18 protein-coding genes are annotated in these 17,284 nt (G+C 60.1%); 10 read left to right on the top strand and 8 right to left on the bottom strand.

Annotated elements, in window-relative coordinates:
- Positions 1-84: 84 nt before the first annotated feature.
- Complete coding sequence (locus tag F506_RS13985) at positions 85-408, top strand: hypothetical protein (RefSeq protein ID WP_053198372.1); 324 nt, start codon at positions 85-87, stop codon at positions 406-408.
- Positions 409-455: 47 nt separating this feature from the next.
- Here F506_RS13985 and F506_RS13980 read toward each other — a convergent pair whose 3' ends face one another.
- From F506_RS13980 to F506_RS13960, 5 genes are all read right to left on the bottom strand, one after another.
- Positions 456-1,388, bottom strand: coding sequence for an esterase/lipase family protein (locus F506_RS13980; RefSeq protein WP_053198370.1), 933 nt, complete (start codon positions 1,386-1,388; stop codon positions 456-458).
- Between the two features lie 75 nt (positions 1,389-1,463).
- The gene (locus F506_RS13975; protein ID WP_407638184.1) at positions 1,464-1,991 is read right to left on the bottom strand and encodes an RDD family protein; all 528 of its coding nucleotides are present in this window, start codon (positions 1,989-1,991) and stop codon (positions 1,464-1,466) included.
- A gap of 196 nt (positions 1,992-2,187) precedes the next feature.
- The gene (locus F506_RS13970; protein ID WP_053198365.1) at positions 2,188-2,832 is read right to left on the bottom strand and encodes a DUF3106 domain-containing protein; all 645 of its coding nucleotides are present in this window, start codon (positions 2,830-2,832) and stop codon (positions 2,188-2,190) included.
- A 24-nt stretch (positions 2,833-2,856) separates the two neighbouring features.
- Positions 2,857-3,267 (bottom strand): DUF3619 family protein, encoded by a 411-nt coding sequence (locus F506_RS13965; protein ID WP_053198363.1) that lies wholly within the window; start codon positions 3,265-3,267, stop codon positions 2,857-2,859.
- On the bottom strand, positions 3,264-3,833 hold the full coding sequence (locus tag F506_RS13960; protein ID WP_053198362.1) for an RNA polymerase sigma factor: 570 nt from the start codon (positions 3,831-3,833) through the stop codon (positions 3,264-3,266). Before F506_RS13960 ends, F506_RS13965 begins: the two co-directional genes overlap by 4 nt.
- A 530-nt stretch (positions 3,834-4,363) precedes the next feature.
- On the opposite strand from F506_RS13960, the gene F506_RS13955 reads away from it, so the two are divergent.
- The 7 genes from F506_RS13955 to F506_RS13925 all read left to right on the top strand — a co-directional run bounded on the left by F506_RS13955 (position 4,364) and on the right by F506_RS13925 (position 11,249).
- Complete coding sequence (locus F506_RS13955; RefSeq protein WP_053198360.1) at positions 4,364-6,082, top strand: acetolactate synthase 3 catalytic subunit; 1,719 nt, start codon at positions 4,364-4,366, stop codon at positions 6,080-6,082.
- On the top strand, positions 6,082-6,573 hold the full coding sequence (gene ilvN, locus F506_RS13950) for an acetolactate synthase small subunit (protein ID WP_007882202.1): 492 nt from the start codon (positions 6,082-6,084) through the stop codon (positions 6,571-6,573). The genes F506_RS13955 and ilvN overlap by 1 nt, the downstream gene beginning before the upstream one ends.
- Before the next feature lie 84 nt (positions 6,574-6,657).
- On the top strand, positions 6,658-7,674 hold the full coding sequence (ilvC, locus tag F506_RS13945; protein ID WP_016832337.1) for a ketol-acid reductoisomerase: 1,017 nt from the start codon (positions 6,658-6,660) through the stop codon (positions 7,672-7,674).
- A 234-nt stretch (positions 7,675-7,908) separates the two neighbouring features.
- Entirely contained in the window at positions 7,909-8,655 is a 747-nt protein-coding gene (locus F506_RS13940; protein ID WP_053198357.1) for an SIMPL domain-containing protein, read from the top strand.
- Between the two features lie 391 nt (positions 8,656-9,046).
- Positions 9,047-9,688, top strand: a complete 642-nt coding sequence (locus tag F506_RS13935) for a phosphatidylserine decarboxylase (protein WP_016832346.1) — start codon at positions 9,047-9,049, stop codon at positions 9,686-9,688.
- A gap of 29 nt (positions 9,689-9,717) precedes the next feature.
- Positions 9,718-10,584, top strand: a complete 867-nt coding sequence (gene pssA, locus F506_RS13930; RefSeq protein ID WP_053198355.1) for a CDP-diacylglycerol--serine O-phosphatidyltransferase — start codon at positions 9,718-9,720, stop codon at positions 10,582-10,584.
- 155 nt (positions 10,585-10,739) lie between these two features.
- A complete protein-coding gene (locus F506_RS13925) occupies positions 10,740-11,249 on the top strand; it encodes a hypothetical protein (protein ID WP_053198353.1) in 510 nt (169 codons plus the stop codon).
- On the opposite strand, the gene F506_RS13920 is transcribed toward F506_RS13925, so the two are convergent.
- From F506_RS13920 to F506_RS13910, 3 genes are all read right to left on the bottom strand, one after another.
- On the bottom strand, positions 11,250-11,987 hold the full coding sequence (locus F506_RS13920; protein ID WP_053198351.1) for an alpha/beta fold hydrolase: 738 nt from the start codon (positions 11,985-11,987) through the stop codon (positions 11,250-11,252). It abuts the gene before it with no gap.
- Positions 11,984-13,483: a sensor domain-containing diguanylate cyclase gene (locus F506_RS13915; protein WP_053198349.1), complete on the bottom strand. Its 1,500-nt coding sequence runs from the start codon at positions 13,481-13,483 to the stop codon at positions 11,984-11,986. Before F506_RS13915 ends, F506_RS13920 begins: the two co-directional genes overlap by 4 nt.
- A gap of 133 nt (positions 13,484-13,616) precedes the next feature.
- Positions 13,617-13,982, bottom strand: coding sequence for a hypothetical protein (locus tag F506_RS13910; RefSeq protein ID WP_053198347.1), 366 nt, complete (start codon positions 13,980-13,982; stop codon positions 13,617-13,619).
- Between the two features lie 174 nt (positions 13,983-14,156).
- Between F506_RS13910 and F506_RS13905 the strand changes: the two genes are divergently transcribed.
- The gene (locus F506_RS13905; RefSeq protein WP_053198345.1) at positions 14,157-15,647 is read left to right on the top strand and encodes an aminotransferase-like domain-containing protein; all 1,491 of its coding nucleotides are present in this window, start codon (positions 14,157-14,159) and stop codon (positions 15,645-15,647) included.
- A gap of 241 nt (positions 15,648-15,888) precedes the next feature.
- On the top strand, positions 15,889-17,220 hold the full coding sequence (locus F506_RS13900; protein ID WP_053198344.1) for a tetratricopeptide repeat protein: 1,332 nt from the start codon (positions 15,889-15,891) through the stop codon (positions 17,218-17,220).
- The last annotated feature ends 64 nt before the right edge of the window (positions 17,221-17,284 follow it).

Here is a 17,284-nt window from a genome sequence, read left to right as displayed (position 1 = left end):
TACCGCGCTGTCTGGGCATCGTGCTATCGTGGGCCGGCATGATTTTCCGGGATTTTTTCCGCTGTTTTTTTGTGAGAGGATGCTATGAAATTGATCAAAGTGATCGGCGCTGCGTTGGCAATCGGCGCAGTGGGACTGGCGATCTCAGCCTGCCAGAAAAAAGAAGAAACGCCCGGACCGGCGGAAGCCATGGGCAAGCAGATCGACAGTGCGGTGAAGAACGCCGGCGATCAGGCGGCGGTGGTGGCCGACAAGGCGCAGGAAAAGGCGGCGGAGGCGGGCCAGAAGATCGATCAGGCCGTCGGCGACATGAAGGCCGGCGCCAAGGATCTGACGCAGAAGGCCGGTGAGAAGATGGAAGCCGCAGGCCAGAAAATCCAGGACACCGCGAAAGAAGCGCAGAAGTAATTTCCTGCTCGCGTCACCGGAACCCGCATGTCGCCATGCGGGTTTTTTTATATCCCGGCTTTGTGAATTTCCGCGATGACGCGGGCCTGGATGCCGGGATCGAGCGCCAGCGCGACGTGGCCGATGCCGCTGATGGGGATATTTTCGGCGCCGGGCAAGTGCGAGGAGATTTGCGGCGAGACGATATTGTCGTGGTGCGAATAGATCGACAGGATGACGGCGCGCGTGGCCGGTTCTTCGGTGGCGGCGAGTTTTTGCAGCCACTCGCTGCTGGTGCCTTCTTCGGCGCGGCCGAGCCAGTTCATTTCGCCGCAGTTGATGCCGATGCCGAAGTTGGCGATGGTGGTGCCGTGATGCGGCGTTCCCAGCGTGATGACCTTGGCGATGTTGGCGCAGCCGTGGTCGCGCAGGTACGCGCGCGCCGCCAAGCCGCCCATGCTGTGGGCGACGATGACGATCTTGTCCTGGCCGCTTTCGGTCACCAGGCGCTGCACCGCTTCATGGACCAGCGGCGCGTAGCCGTCAATGCTGCCGAACACCGGCTCCATGTCGACTGCGTAATGCGTGATGTGGGCTTCTTCCAGCGCCTTGCTCATCCAGTGCCAGTAGCCGCTGTTGCAGCCGTAGCCATGGATCAGCAACACTGGCAATGAGGTGGTGTCGGTATAGATGCGCTTGTCGAAACGCTGGAACGGCATGCCCCACGAAGAACACACCATGGTCGCGCAATATTCGCCGGCAAACAGCCGGAATATGCCGGGCCAGCTCAGTTCGGGCGTGTGCGCCGATTTGGCGCGGTTGGGCCAGGTCAGAAAAAAGCTGTTGGCCGTGATCGAGGCGCGGAACAGCCCGACCATCGCCAGGCTGAGGATGATGGCGAGCGGGACATTGGTGACATGCAGCTTGACGAGCAGGAGGTAGAACAGGGCAGCGACGCCGAACTGGGTCAGCAGCAGGGTTCTGGCAATGCGGGCGATCATGCAGCGACGGCCTCTTGATTGTGGTCGAAAGGACTAGCGTAACAGGATTGCATGACCGTTTTATTGCAGCGCGGCTTATTGTTTCTTTTTGGGCGGATTCAAATCCACGATCCGCGTGCCGGCCAGGCGATCGTGCAAGAACTGGCGTTGCGGATCGGCGTAGATCAAGGCGGCCCAGACCACAGCGTTGATGGCCGGGATCCAGATCAGCATCCAGCCCTTGGCGCCCAGTGCCCAGGCCAGCGCCAGTCCCGGCAGGAACCACAGCCAGCTGAGCAGGAAGCGCACCAGTGCGCGCCATGCGTTGACCGGGGCACCGTCAGTGCGGGTCAGGCGAATGCGCCAGGTCTTCATCGCCAGCGTCTGGCCGCCGCGGTTCCAGAACCAGATAAAGTACAGGCCGAGGATGACGAACAGCCAGCTTTCCAGCGCATGGCGCAGGTAAAGCGCGTGGCGCTGTTCGAGTACGGTGGAGAAGATCAGGGTCGAAATGAACACCACGCCGAACAGCAGCATGGATTCGTACACCATGCTGCACAGACGGCGGCGCAGGGATGGCGTGGGCAGGGCGGATGTGGTTGCAGGCGTCGGTGCGGAGCTCAAGGCGGTCTCTTCTCTTGGTGGCAAGTAGTCATGTGAAGGCGCATACACGCCGGGATGCATGATACGCGAACCAGGCGCGGACCGATGCGCAAAGTGAGATCCGGCGACGACGCAAAAACGCCATGCCGGCGTGTTGTGCGCGGACATGGCGTTTTGTATTTGCGAATCTCTTTGCGAGGCCTCGGCCCCGGACGATTTACTTGACCTCAGCCGGTGTTGCGGATGCCGGCGTAACCTGCGCCGGCGGAGGCACCAGAGTCTGCTCCAGCGCTTCAGGCGGCAACTGGATGGTCGGCGCAGCCTTGGCCTGGGTCGGCGGCAGCGCGGCGACATGCTTGGGCAGCTTGGCCTGTGACAGTTTCTTCTTTTGTTCGTCGGACAATTGCTGGTATTCCTTCCATTGGGCGGACCTCTTGTCGGCGTCCAGCTTTTTGGCGCGGGTATAGCTTTCGCGTACGGAACGGCGTTGCACTGGCGTCAGCTTGACCCAGTCACGCATGCGCTCCTGCATGCGTTCCTGTTCGGCAGGGCTCATGGCGGCGAACTTGTTGCCGATGACCAGCCATTTCTCCTTGCTGTTGAATTCCATTTTCTTCCATTCGCCTGCCAGCGGCGCGAGCGCGTGCTGCTGCGCGGGCGTCAGCTCGCTCCAGGTCGGCTTGGATTCGGGTCTCTTGGCCATTTTGGAAGGCGTGGCCGGGACAGGCGCAGGCTGCTGGGTTGCAGCCGTGGTGCTAGGACCTTGCGCATGCACCGCCTTGCACGTCAGGACGGACAGGCCGGCCAGTGCGACGACTGCGGCAACGGCAAAACTCAGAATGTTGCGTGCTGCGGTACTCATGGAAGTCCGGGTGCCTGCCATCAATTATTCGCCTTGCTGCGCCAGATAGGCGTTGAAACCGTGATCGAGATAGGCCGACAGCGGCAGTTCATCCGACAAGACGCCGGCGTCGATTTCGGCCAGGGCGCTGATGCGCTGCTGGTGTTCGTGCTCATACAAACCGGCAAACAGCATCACGCCGGCCAGCAGCGGGATGGCGACGCCGAGGCGGCCCAGCCAGGAAAACGACGATGACGGCGTGAAACTGCCGCCGGAGGCGCCGGCCAGCACGAATTGGGGCGCTACGGCGCGAACCGGTGCGGTCTTTTTCTTGCGGGCAAGCGCAACACGGCGCGCTTCCGCCAGGCTTTGCGTGGTCGATTCGGGCAGGTGTTCCAGATTGGCGTCCAGAGCGCGCTTTACCCGGTAAGCAAATTGTAGTTCTTTGTTGTTCATAAAGTGATTCCTTTGGCCCTGAGAGCTTGAGCCAGGGCGTGTGTTGCGCGAGAACAATGAGTTTTGACGCTGCCCTCTGAGCATCCCATTGCGGCAGCTGTCTCGGCGACATCCATGTCTTGCCAGTAACGCATGAGAAAGGCTTCCCGTTGACGGGTCGGAAGTTTTTGTACTTCGGCGTCGATCAAGGCGAGCGTTTGTTCGCGTTCAACCTTGTCTGCGCTGGATTCCGAGGCTTGGGTGCCTTCTTCGGCCTCATAGCTTTCGAGCAGGTCGAAGTCTTCCTGGTTCTCGTTGTCGCGGCCGATGCTGGAAAACAGGCTGACCCAGGTGGTGCGCACTTTTTCCCGGCGGAAAAAGTCATGGATGGTGTTTTGCAGGATGCGCTGAAACAGCAGGGGAAGTTCGTTGGCCGGCTTGTCGCCGTATTTCTCGGCCAGCTTGATCATCGCATCCTGGACAATATCGAGCGCCGCTTCATCTTTTCGCACGGCATACACAGCCTGCTTGAAGGCGCGGCGTTCGACATTTTCGAGAAAATCGGAGAGTTCTTTGTCAGTTGCCATGCAATACGGCTTGTCGATGAGCAGCCGGGAATAAATGAATCGAATGCAATTCCGACGGGTATGTTGGTGGAATGTACGGATTTGTAACAGAGCGCATGCTAGCAAAAAAGCCCTTGTTTGTGGTGGTGTTTATCGGAAAAGCACAATTACAGGGCGGTTTTGCGGGCTGCCGCACTAAATTCGCTTGACCAAAATGATGCGACGCATTAACGTGTCAGTCCGCTTCATCAACATGAAGTTCTATGGTCTTTACCGTGGCTACGCATAATGTAGCGATTGTCAAAGACGCGCTTTATTTAAAAAGCTGTTTGTTCTAACCCGCGCCACAAGCGCGAGAAATTCGTAACGGTGTGCTTGCACCAAGGCTGAACGAGTCGCGCTGAGCGGCATTTTGAACCTCACTACGGTTGAGGCGCAGAAATGACGTGACCGCACAAAGAAGGGATGCCGGAGGACGCAGGTCGATCAGTGCGATTTCGCCAGGAGAGAACATCCGATCAATCTCCAATGGACCTTGAAAGGAAGTAGTAATGAGTGCAGAAAACCTCACCGGTGCGGAGATACTCGTCCGTTGCCTGGCTGAAGAGGGCGTTGAGCATGTCTTCGGTTATCCTGGTGGCGCCGTGCTTTACATTTACGACGCTATCTTCAAGCAAGACAAATTCCAACATATCCTGGTACGCCACGAGCAGGCTGCGGTGCATGCAGCGGATGCCTATTCGCGCAGCTCCGAAAAAGTCGGCGTCTGCATCGTGACCTCCGGTCCCGGCGTCACCAATGCGGTGACCGGCCTGGCGACCGCGTACATGGATTCGATCCCGATGATCGTGATTTCCGGCCAGGTGCCTTCGACCGCCATCGGTCAGGACGCCTTCCAGGAGTGCGACACCGTCGGCATCACGCGTCCCTGCGTCAAGCACAACTTCCTCGTGAAGGATGTGAAGGACCTCGCAGAGACGATGAAAAAAGCTTTCTACATCGCCACCACCGGCCGTCCAGGCCCGGTGCTGATTGATATTCCGAAGGATATTTCGATGCACACCTGTGCCTACGAGTATCCGAAAACCGTCGAAATGCGTTCGTACAAGCCGGTCGACAAGGGCCATTCCGGCCAGATCCGCAAGGCGCTGCAACTGTTGCTGACTGCCGAGCGTCCGATGATCTACACCGGCGGCGGTGTGATCCTCGCGAATGCCGCTCCCGAGCTCAACAAGCTGGTGGATCGTCTCGGCTTCCCTTGCACCAACACGCTGATGGGCCTGGGCGCTTACCGCTCGACCAGCGACAAGTTCGTCGGCATGCCGGGCATGCACGGTACCTACGAAGCCAACATGGCGATGCAGCACAGCGATGTGATGATCGCCATCGGGGCGCGCTTCGATGACCGCGTGATCGGCAATCCTAAACACTTCGCTTCCAACGCGCGCAAGATCATTCATATCGACATTGATCCCTCGTCGATTTCCAAGCGCGTCAAGGTCGACATCCCGATCGTCGGCAACGTCAAGGACGTGCTGCAGGAATTGCTGACCCAGCTGGACGCCGCCGAAACCAAGCCCAATGCGCCTGCATTGGCGAACTGGTGGAAGCAGATCAACAAGTGGCGCGAGCGCGACTGCCTGAAGTTCGCGACTTCGGACGAGTTCATCAAGCCGCAGGCCGTGATCAAGAACGTCTGGGACATCACCAAGGGCGATGCCTTCATCACGTCCGACGTCGGCCAGCATCAGATGTGGGCCGCGCAGTACTACGGTTTCGACAAGCCGCGCCGCTGGATCAATTCCGGCGGCCTGGGCACCATGGGCGTCGGCCTGCCGTACGCCATGGGCGTGCAAAAGGCCAACCCCGATGCGACCGTCGCCTGCATCACCGGCGAAGCGTCGATCCAGATGTGCATCCAGGAGCTGGCGACTTGCAAGCAGTATCACCTGACGCCAAAGATCATTTTGCTGAACAACCGTTTCCTAGGCATGGTTCGCCAGTGGCAGCAAATCGATTACGGTTCGCGCTACTCCGAGTCGTACATGGATTCCCTGCCTGACTTCACCAAGCTGGCCGAGTCCTATGGCCACGTCGGCATGAAGATCGAGAAGCCGGGCGATGTGGACGGTGCGCTCAGGGAAGCGTTCGGCATGAAAGACAAGCTGGTCTTCATGAACTTCATTACGGATCAAACCGAAAACGTCTGGCCGATGGTCAAGGCGGGTAAGGGTTTGACTGAAATGCTCTTGGGTTCGGAGGATCTGTAATGCGCCATATTGTTTCTGTACTGCTGGAAAACGAAGCCGGCGCTCTGTCCCGTGTGGTGGGCCTGTTCTCCGCGCGCGGCTATAACATCGAAACCCTGACTGTTGCACCTACCGAAGACGCCACGTTGTCGCGCATGACCATCGTGACCAGCGGCTCGGACGACGTGATTGAACAAATCACCAAACACCTGAACCGCCTGATCGAGGTGGTGAAGGTCGTGGATCTGACTGAAGGCGCGCATATCGAGCGCGAACTGATGCTGATCAAGGTACGTGCCGTGGGCAAGGAACGTGAAGAAATGAAGCGCACTGCGGACATCTTCCGCGGCCGCATCATCGATGTCACCGAAAAGACCTACACCATCGAATTGACAGGCAACAAGGGCAAGCTGGACGCGTTTATCGACTCGATCGACCGTGCGGCGATTCTTGAGACTGTGCGTACCGGCGGCTCCGGCATCGGCCGCGGCGAACGGATCCTCAAGGTCTGAGGCACGAACATCGTTGGTAACCCTGTTTGATATTCATCAGCCATTCATCATCCATATTTTAAAAATTAGTTAATAGGAAAAATCATGAAAGTTTTTTACGATAAAGACGCAGACCTGTCCCTGATCAAGAACAAGAACGTGACCATCATCGGTTACGGTTCGCAAGGCCACGCCCACGCACAAAACCTGAATGACTCCGGCTGCAAGGTCACGGTTGCGCTGCGCAAGGATGGCGCCTCGTGGAACAAGGCCAAGAACGCCGGCCTGAACGTTGCCGAAGTCAACGAAGCCGTCAAGGGTGCCGACGTCATCATGATCCTGCTGCCGGATGAAAACATCGGCCAGGTCTATGCAGAAAACGTTGCACCGCACGCCAAGCAAGGCGCCACAGTCGCGTTCGCCCACGGCTTCAACATCCACTACGGTCAAGTCGTGCCGCGCGCCGATCTGGACATCATCATGATCGCGCCGAAGGCCCCAGGCCACACCGTGCGTTCGACCTACACCCAGGGCGGCGGCGTGCCGCACCTGATCGCCGTGTACCAGGACAAGTCCGGCACCGCCCGTGACGTCGCCCTGTCGTACGCCACCGCCAACGGCGGCGGCCGCGCCGGCATCATCGAAACCAACTTCCGCGAAGAAACCGAAACCGACCTGTTCGGCGAACAAGCGGTTCTGTGCGGCGGCGCCGTGGAACTGATCAAGGCCGGTTTCGAAACGCTGGTGGAAGCCGGCTACGCGCCGGAAATGGCGTACTTCGAATGCCTGCACGAACTGAAGCTGATCGTCGACCTGATCTACGAAGGCGGCATCGCCAACATGAACTACTCGATCTCGAACAATGCGGAATACGGCGAATACGTGACCGGCCCGCGCATCATCAACGAAGAGAGCAAGAAGGTCATGAAGCAAGTGCTGAACGACATCCAGACCGGCGAATACGCCAAGAGCTTCATCCTGGAAAACAAGGCCGGTGCGCCGACCTTGCTGTCGCGTCGCCGTATCAATGCTGAGCATCAAATTGAAATCGTCGGCGAGAAGCTGCGCGCGATGATGCCTTGGATCAAGGCAAACAAGCTGGTTGATCAGTCGAAGAACTAATCGGTCTCTGTATCGATGAGGAAAAGGACGCTCCGGCGTCCTTTTTTTATTCTCTGCTACTTGCGAGTAACAAACCTGTTGCAATGCTTGCATCTTGTCACAATCGCATTCTTCCTCCGAAGAACTAAGCGTGCTGCAAGGCGTCCAAACGCCCGTATTCCTTGCCGCTTTCATTTGTGCCTTCCTCTGCAAGGCGGTGGGAAACTCATTAATCCGTTTTATTTTGGAGAATCCATGTCGCGCTCAAGCCAACTATTATTCGCCGCCGTACTCGCCACTGCCACGATGGCGGCACATGCGCAATCCGTTCAAACCACCGGCACCATGGTGGTCATTCCCGCCTCGGGCGAACTCGTCGTGCCCAACGATGAAGCGCGCGCCACCCTGAACGTGGAAGAGCAGGACAAGGACAAGGCCGCCGCCGCGTCGCGCGTCAACAAGAAGATGAAGCAGGGCATCGACATCGTGAAGCGGCAGGACCCGCAAGCGCAGCTCAAGACGCGCGGCTACTACACCTATGCGGTCTACGCCGAGGATCCGCGTCCGACCAACAAGCCGCGTCCCATCGTCGGCTGGCGTGTGGGTCAATACCTTGACGTCACTACCACCAATCTGGAGGGCCTGCCCCGGACCGTGGCGGCAGCGCAGGGCGTGCTGGGACTCAACAACCTGCAATTCGGGCTGAGCCCGGCTGCCACCCGGAAGCTGGACGCCGACCTGATCAACGCAACCTTCAAGAATCTCAACGAGCGTATTGCATCGATTGCCGGCGCCATGGGGCGTCGCGGCAATGATGCCGTCCTGGAGACGGTGGACTTCGAAGGCTCGGGCAACTATGCTCAGAACGCTCCGGCGCCCAAGGCGATGATGATGCGTGCAATGGCCGATGCTCCCGCACAGGAAGCCGTGGCCGAGCCGAGTTTCGAGCCGGGTGACACCACCATCGGCATGCATCTGGTCGGCAAGGTGCGTTTCAAGTAGTTGATGTGATGACATCGGGCGGCTTGCGGTGCGAGTCGTCCGATGCTCTCTCATGCACCGGCTGCTGCTGCGCCGTGATTCTGTCTTGCGTCTCTCTTGCGTCTCTCTTGCGTCTCTCTTGCGTCTCTCCGCCCCAGTCCTTCGTTCCCATCGCCATTGTTCGCGCCGATCGTGCTAATCGCGATAAAATAGGCCCTTTATCAGAACAAGAATGGCTACCTCAGGCCACCAGGTCCCTCCGTTTTCCTCCGGCCGGAATCTCTGGCTGTCATTCGCTGTCAACGGGTAAATATCCGTTGATTTAACTTGCGGTGCGTTACATTTCTTAGGCGCTCGTCTAGAATAAGCACGCTTTAACATTTGAAAACTATCAGCGACTATCGGAGCAACGTTGAACAATCACTATCCACATCCTATTATTGCCCGCGAAGGCTGGCCTTTTCTGGGCATTGCCGTTGTCGTCGCCGTTGTCGTTACCCTGATCGGGGGAGCATGGTCGATTCCCTTCTGGATCATTGCCTTGTTCGTCCTGCAGTTCTTCCGCGATCCTCCTCGCACCATTCCGCAAAATCCGAATGCCGTGCTGTCGCCTGCCGACGGCCGCATCGTGGTGGTTGCCAAAGCGCATGATCCCTACACCAATCGTGAAGCGCTTAAGATCAGCGTGTTCATGAACGTGTTCAACGTTCACTCCAACCGCGCCCCGGTGGACGGCAAGATTGAGACCGTGCAGTATTTCCCCGGCAAATTCGTCAACGCCGACCTCGACAAGGCTTCGCTGGAAAACGAGCGCAACGCGCTGGCCATCACCGCAGCCAACGGCCAGAGCGTGACATGCGTGCAAGTGGCGGGCCTGATTGCGCGCCGCATCCTGTGCTACGTCAAAGCCGGCGACGTGCTGGCGCGCGGCCAGCGTTACGGCTTCATCCGTTTCGGCTCGCGCGTTGACGTCTACCTGCCGCTGACGGCAACCCCGAAAGTAAGTGTCGGTGAAAAAGTCTCGGCCACGGAAACCATCCTGGCTGAATTCTGATCACCCGACGCATATTGGACAGACTTCCTATGGCAACTTTCCGCAGACGCAAAAACAAGGGCGCGATTCCGTTTCCGAAATCCTTGCGCAGCCATAAGGCGCCGATGTATCCGGCCCAGCTGGAGGACGCCGACGGCGCGCCGATCGTGCGTCCGCGGCGCTCGCGCGGCATTTACCTGCTGCCGAATGCATTCACGACAGCGGCGCTGTTCTGCGGCTTCTACGCTATCGTGATGGCGATGAACCTGAAGTTCGATCATGCCTCCATCGCCATTTTCGTCGCGATGGTGCTGGACAGCCTGGATGGCCGCGTCGCCCGCATGACCAATACGCAAAGTGAATTCGGCGCCCAGTACGACAGCTTGTCCGACATGGTGTCGTTCGGCGCGGCACCGGCGCTGGTGGTGTATGAATGGTCCCTGCGCGGCATGGGCAAGCTGGGCTGGCTGGCGGCGTTCGTGTATTGCGCCGGCGGGGCATTGCGCCTTGCGCGCTTCAATACCAACATCGCGGTGGTCGACAAACGTTACTTCCAGGGTCTGCCAAGTCCTGCGGCTGCGGCGCTGGTGGCCGGTTTTGTCTGGCTGATGGACGACCTGCGTTTCGCCGGCACCGACCTGAGCTGGGCGGCGTGGATCATTACCTTGTATGCCGGCATCACGATGGTGACCAATGTACCGTTCTACAGTTTCAAGGACATCAATTTCCGCAAGCCGGTGCCCTTCATCGCAGCCTTGCTGGTGGTGGTGCTCCTGGTGGTGATCTCCAGCGATCCGTCCAAGGTACTGTTCGGCCTGTTCGTCCTGTACGGCTTGTCCGGCTACATCGTGTACGCCTGGCGCAAGATCAAGGGCAAGCCCGTCAGTATTGTGCAGACGGAACACGAAGAGAAATAGTCCGCATGGACGATGAAAGCCGCCGCTGCGTGAGCCCGGCGGTTTTTTTTCGCCGCCGGCTCTGCCGCAAGGCCGAGTTGTCACTGTTGCATCGAAAATCAGCCGGGTTGCTGCTAAGCTGAACAGAGGGGCTGATTCAGCCGTTGAGGATCCGCATGGCCATTGCAATCAACAGTTCGTTTACCGCCAGCGTGCCGGCTGCCTACGGAGGCAGTACGCCGGTGATCGACCTCGGCCTGAGCCCTGCGGCAATCAGCACGGCGGTGGCGCTGACCAGGGCCGGATCGGTGGTTGTCAGCATCAGCGGCGCGCCGGCCGGATCGGTGACGTACACGGCTGCCGGTCTACTGCGCGAGATCTCTTTTGCCGGCGTATCCGGCCAAAGGCCGCCGCCGCAAGTTGTGCCGCAAGAGCGGAAATCTTCCCAGGCTGCCAACTCGGCATCCGCAGATTTGCCACGGAACGATGGCCGGGAGCCCGACCAGGCCCAACCCGCAGTGGACGGCGTCTACAACGGCAGCGGCGTGTTCACGCCCACCAGCGGAGTCTCGCCCCAGTTTGCTGCAGTACTGCGCAGCGATCCCGGCTTGTCGGCCGTCGCAATAGCGGCCAACGACTCGTTCGCCTCGGGCGTTGTCGGCACGCTGGTGTCGACCAGCGCCTGATTATTTTTCTTCCCGAGTGTCCTGCTTGTGCAACTCGTCCGCGCTGATGGCGGTGGCAATGCGTCGCCGCAGTGCTGCATCCTGAGCGATTTTTTCACTGAGCCGATGATCCACGCCGGGCAAGTCGATCAAGCGCCGGAAGCGCGTCGACTGCGCCGCGTCCATCAGCAGGTCGGCGACCTCATGCGGAATCACGGCATCGTCGAGCGCGCGGATGATCGTCAGGCCGCCGCGATAACTGCGGATCAATTCCAGCGTTTCCGCATCGCGCCAGCTGCCGGGTCGGCGTAGCGCCGCGGAAAACGCCGGACCGAACGGCAACGCGAAGGCCATCCGATCGTAAATCGCTCCGACCATCAAGACGACATGGCCGATGCCGCTGGCATCCTTGCAAGCCAGGCGGATGGCGATTTCGCCGCTCATGCTGACGCCGGCGACGGTGTGGATATGGTGTCCGGGATCGAAGTGCTGCAACACTTGTTCGGCCTGGCGCAGGCGTTTCTGCAGCGAGCCCGGTGCGTTCGCGCTGCTTTCGCCGTGGCCGGAAAAGTCAAACGCGATGCTGCCGAGGCCGAGCGTCGCCAGCTCTTCCCGCAGGATGCGCTGGCGTTGACGATGGCTTTGTCCTGCGCCATGCAGGAACAGTACGCCCGGCGCGTTCACTGCAGCCGTTGCGCTCAGGATGTCGCCGGCGATGGTCTCGCCGTCGACCTCCAATTCAACCCGCCGCTCGTTCATTCAGGAGAACTTTGCCGCCGTTCGTGGCCCGGCGTCTTGGCGTAATAGGAACGCTTGTCCTCGTACATCAGCGCATCCGCTCGCTGCACCGTCGCTTCCAGGCGCTCGCCGTGCTGGCTGGTGGCACTGCCCATCGACAGGCTCAGCGGCGAACCGGAGTAATACTGGTTGTTGATGTCGATCAGGCTCTGGATGTTCTCCATCATGGCCGCGACGCCGCGTTCATCGGTGGCCGGCATCAGGATGGCGAACTCGTCGCCGCCGATGCGCGCCGCATGGATCGGCCGGTCGGCGGCCTTGCCGAGCACTTCGCCGATGCGGCGCAGCAGGGCGTCGCCGGCAGCATGGCCGAGCTGGTCGTTGACGTCCTTGAGGCCGTTGAGGTCGGCCATGATGATGCTGACCGGGAACGGTCCCTTGCGCTCCAGGCGATTCATTTCATCGACCATGAAAGCGCGGTTGTGCAGCTTGGTCAGCTCATCGTGCTTGCCCAGGAATTCGAGATAGGCTTCGGCCTTCTTGCGCGCGGTGATGTCGGTCAGCGAGACCAGCACGAGGTCCCAGTTCTCTTCGTGGCCGGGGAAGACCGAGAACTGCAGATGCACGTGCAATTGATCGCCGTTGAGGGCGTAATTCACCACCTCGCGCTGGTGGAACAGGTTGCCGTGCCACAGCTCGGTCAGCTGTTCGCAGAAATGCGGCCGCATGTCGTCACGGAATACTTCGCTCAGGCGCGACAGCAAGGTCTGCTTGTCGGGCGCATGGAACATCGTCAGCGTCTGCTGGTTGACGTCGATGACGCGGATCTCTTGCATGCAGCGCTCGACGAACTCCGGATGCACGTCGGTGAACACGCGGAAGTCCTTGATGCCGATCTGGCGCAGGTCGCCGAACAGGCGCTTGACCGCGCTGAAATCCTCCACCCACAGCGAAATCGGCGAATACTCGAACAGCCCGCGCGCATAGTCTTCGCTGTGCGTCAGCTTGCGCCGTGCGGTTTCGCGCTCGGTGACGTTTTCCACCGCCAGCAGCACGCGCTCCCAGCTGTCTTCATGGCCGGGAAGGATGCGCGCGTTGAGCTGGATGTCGAGGCGCTTGCCGGACAAGGTGTAATTGACGCTGTGACTGGAAAATTCGTGTTTGCCTTCCCACACCTGCAGCAGCTCTTCGATATGCGTGTGCAGCATGTCGTCGCGGAATACCCTGTCGAGGTTGGCGATCAGATGTTCCAGATTGTCGGCCTCGAACAATTGCAGCGTCTTGCTGTTCACTTGCAGGACGCGGATGTTCAGGGTGCATTCGTGGACGCGCGACAAGTCGGCTTGCAGATAGCTGCGCAAATCGGTGACGCCGGCTTCACGCCAGGCATCGAGCAGTTTCTTGACGCCGCTGAAATCTTCCAGCCACATGGAGACGGGAGCCAGCTCAAACATCTCCGCATTGACGAATTCGCCGCCGGCGGCGGCATTGTCGGGGGGGCGGCTTTGATTCTGCATAACGGGGAAGAAAGGTGGGTGATGCATTAGTGTAATGCCTTTAATGCAATGCACCCACATTCTTCGATGTCAATTTGCGGATTTCTTGATGTAAATTATGCAATTTTGCGAGTTCGATCTTCGCGGGAAATTCCTAGCGCGGCGCCAGCAATTGTACCGCCATGTGGCGCAAGCGACGGACCGGCACCATCGCGAGGCGAACCAGGGATTCCAGCGAAAAATAGCGCGCCGGTTCGCTCGCGTAATGCAGCACGTCGGCCGCCCGCGTTGCATGCAAACAAATCCAGCCGCCGCGCTCGATCTGGTAGTGCTGGCCTTCGTGGATGGTGAGCAAGGTTCGCAGGACGGCGTCGGACAGCCATTCGGGCGACTCGCGCAAGCGGATGCTGCCGGATTCCACCACCAGCACGGTGTCGCGGCGGCTCCACAAGTAATAGCTTTGACCGGCGCTGAGCTGGATCCGGGTCGGGGCAGTCTGGCGGCTTTCGGTTGTGTGCATGATGTTTTCCCTGTTGGTTGGCGTAGGAACAGTCTAGGCAGGTCCGGCCTTGCGAAACAGGCACAGGCTGTTGTCATGTGAATCGAAACAGCAGGCGTTTTTCCGATCTGTTATCGTCTGTTTTTGATTGCTCTGTATCTATCGCCGCCGTCGCGGAACGCTGAAGATTCATCCATGGATATGCAACCACCTCCTTTCGCCGCCGCTACGGCCACACCAGCGCCGGCACCGGCCTTGCCGATCTACCGGCGCCTGGCCGAACACTATCTGTCGGCAATCCAGTCCGGCACCCTGGCTCCCGGCGACCGCATGCCGTCGGTGCGCGACCTGATGCGCCAGCACCATGTGAGCCTGTCGACCGCGTTGCAGACCTTGCGCCATCTGGAAGAGGGCGGCTGGCTGGAAGCGCGTCCGCGCTCCGGCTATTTCGTGCGCCAGCCGCGTCGCGCCGCCATCCGACCGGTGGGCGAACCGAATGTTCTGGCACCGCTCGACCCGGCGCAATACGTCGGCATCCACGAGCAGGTATCCGATTTCATCGCGCGCCGGCAGTTGCAGGCGCCCGCCATTGATCTGAGCGGCATGAGCTGCGCGCCGGAGTTGTATGCGGTGGAAGCGCTCAAGAACGCCGCCATCCGCGCCTTGCGCGAGCAGCCCTCCCTGCTGACCAGCCCCATGCCGATCAACGGCAATGTCACCTTCCGCCAGGTGGTCGCGCGGCGGGCGCTCAACGCCGGCATCCGCATTGGCGCCGACGACGTGGTGGTCACGCACGGCTGCATAGAGGCGCTCAACCTAGCGCTGCGTGCAGTGGCGCAGGCGGGCGACACCATCGCGGTGGAGTCGCCGACCTACTTCGGCCTGCTGCAGACGCTGGAAAGCCTGGGCATGCGCGCACTGGAAATTCCGACCAGCCCGCAAACCGGTATTTCGATCGAGGCACTGGAACTGGCCATCCAGACCTACGGCAACATCAAGGCGGTCGTGGTCGTGCCGACGCTGCAGAATCCGCTCGGCTGCATCATGCCGGACAGTCACAAGGAACGCCTGGTGGCGCTGTGCGAGCGCTGTGCAGTGCCGCTGATCGAAGACGACGCCTACAGCGAACTGGCCGACGGCGACGTCGCGCCGAGCGCAGCCAAGGTCTGGGACCGCAGCGGCAACGTGATCTATTGCGCCTCGCTCAACAAGGTGCTGGCGCCGGGCATGCGGCTGGGCTGGATGACCAGCGGCAAATGGCATGAACGGGTCAAGATGCTCAAGTTCGCTTATACCCGCGCCAACGAGGAATGGACGCAGATCACCGCCGCCAACTACATGGGCTCGCCGGCCTACGACCGCCACTTGCGGCGCTTGCGCGGCAACCTCAAGGAGCAGCGCGAACAGATGGCGGAAGCGATCGCCGGCTACTTCCCGTCGGAAACGCGTCTGAGCGTGCCTGACGGCGGCGTCGGCCTGTGGGTGGAGTTGCCGCGCGGGCTGTCGTCCAAGGCCGTGTTCGCGGCTGCGCTTGATCAGGGCATCGGGGTGTCTCCCGGCGTGATCTTCTCCAACTCGGACCGTTTCGATCACTACCTGCGCCTGTGCTGCGGCAAGCCGTTCACCCATGAACTGGACCAGGCCCTGCGCAAGCTGGGAGGGATTGTGGAGCGCTTGCCGGGCTGACGGACTGGGCGAGGTCTTGAAGCGGCCATCGAAAAAAGCTTTCCCGTTGCGGCCGGAAAGCTTTTTTTTGCTTCCCTGAAGAAAACTTGTAAGATTGCGTTCGATCCCCGCGACAAAGCAGCACTTGCTGACTGGCGTGCCGTGCTGATGGAGGATGTACGGATTGCGCATCGCTGCCAGACAAGCTTATTCCAGGGCCTGCCAACAGGCCCTCCTTCAGAACAAGTTACAGGAACAGCATATGCAGTCTCTTTCTCAAGGCGGGGCGGATGCGGCGCTGTTGCAGCTGCTGCAGCAGGCGATCGGCTTCCACACTTCCGGCGATCTGCCCCGGGCCGAGCGGATCTACCGTGAAGTGCTGGCGCAGGATCCGGTGCATCCGATAGCCTTGCACTACCTCGGCATTTTCTTGCATCAGAACGGCCAGCATGACGAAGGCGTGCAGAGCATCCGTCTGTCATGCGCGCTGCAGCCGGACAATGCGGCCTGGCACAACGACCTCGGCAACGTGCTGTTCGCGTTGCGCGAATTCGAAGAAGCCTCCGAAGCCTATCAGGCCTCGCTCGACGCCGATCCGCACGACCACGTGGTATGGAACAATCTCGGTTCTTCCCAACTGCAGCACAACGACACTGAAGGCGCGATCGCGTCTTTCAAGCAGGCCGTCGCGCTGTCGCCCGAGTTCGGCCCGGCCCTGATCCACCTTGGCAATATCTACGACGCCGCCGGCGACAAGATGACCAGCTCGCACTACCAGTGTCGCGCCTTCGTGCTGCCGCCGCTGGAAGGAAAATCGAAGGAGATGCTGGGCATTTCCTTTTACTTCCTCGGTCGCCTGCAAGAGGCCGCCGATGTCTACCGGGATTGGATGGAAGACGAGCCCGGCAATCCGATTGCCGCGCACATGTACGCTGCCTGCTCGCAGATTGAAGTGCCGGGCCGGGCTTCAGACAGCTATATCGAAAAGCACTTCGACCGCTATGCGGAGACCTTCAACGCCAATCTGGTCGGCAGCCTCGGCTATCGCGGTCCGCAACTGATGGCGCAGGGGCTGGACATCATCGCCGCCGCCGGCAAGCAATACGATGTGCTCGATCTCGGCTGCGGCACCGGCCTCTGCGCGCCCATCGTCGCGGCGTATGCGCGTTCGCTGACGGGCGTCGACCTGTCCGGCAAGATGCTCGATCAGGCGCGCGCGCGTGGCGGCTATGACCGGCTGATCAAGCAGGAAATCACGGAATTCATGGTCACACAGCCGCAGGCGTTTGACCTTGTGCTGGCGGCTGACACGCTGATTTATTTCGGCAGCCTGGATAAGGTGTTCCATGCTGTGGCGACCTCGCTCAGGAGCGCCGGCCATTTCATGTTCACTGTGGAAGCCGTTGCGGAGGACGCCGGGCAGGTGGCCGGTTTTCAATTGCATCCGAGCGGCCGCTATCGTCACGGCGCCGACCATGTCGCTCGTTGCCTGGCCGACGCCGGTCTCAGTCTGGTCAGCATGACCGATGTGACGTTACGCGAAGAAATTCGTCAGCCTGTCAAAGGCATGCTGGTGGTCGCGCAAAAAGCCTAGCGCCGGAGACAAAGCAACTGACGAAAAAAGAGCGGCGGGCCTGGGCCTCGCCGCTCTTTTCATT

The organism is Herbaspirillum hiltneri N3, assembly GCF_001267925.1.
In the GTDB taxonomy this organism is placed as follows: Bacteria; Pseudomonadota; Gammaproteobacteria; order Burkholderiales; family Burkholderiaceae_D; genus Herbaspirillum; species Herbaspirillum hiltneri.
Note: the sequence above shows the minus strand (reverse complement) of the source record. Positions and strands in the feature narration are given on the sequence as shown.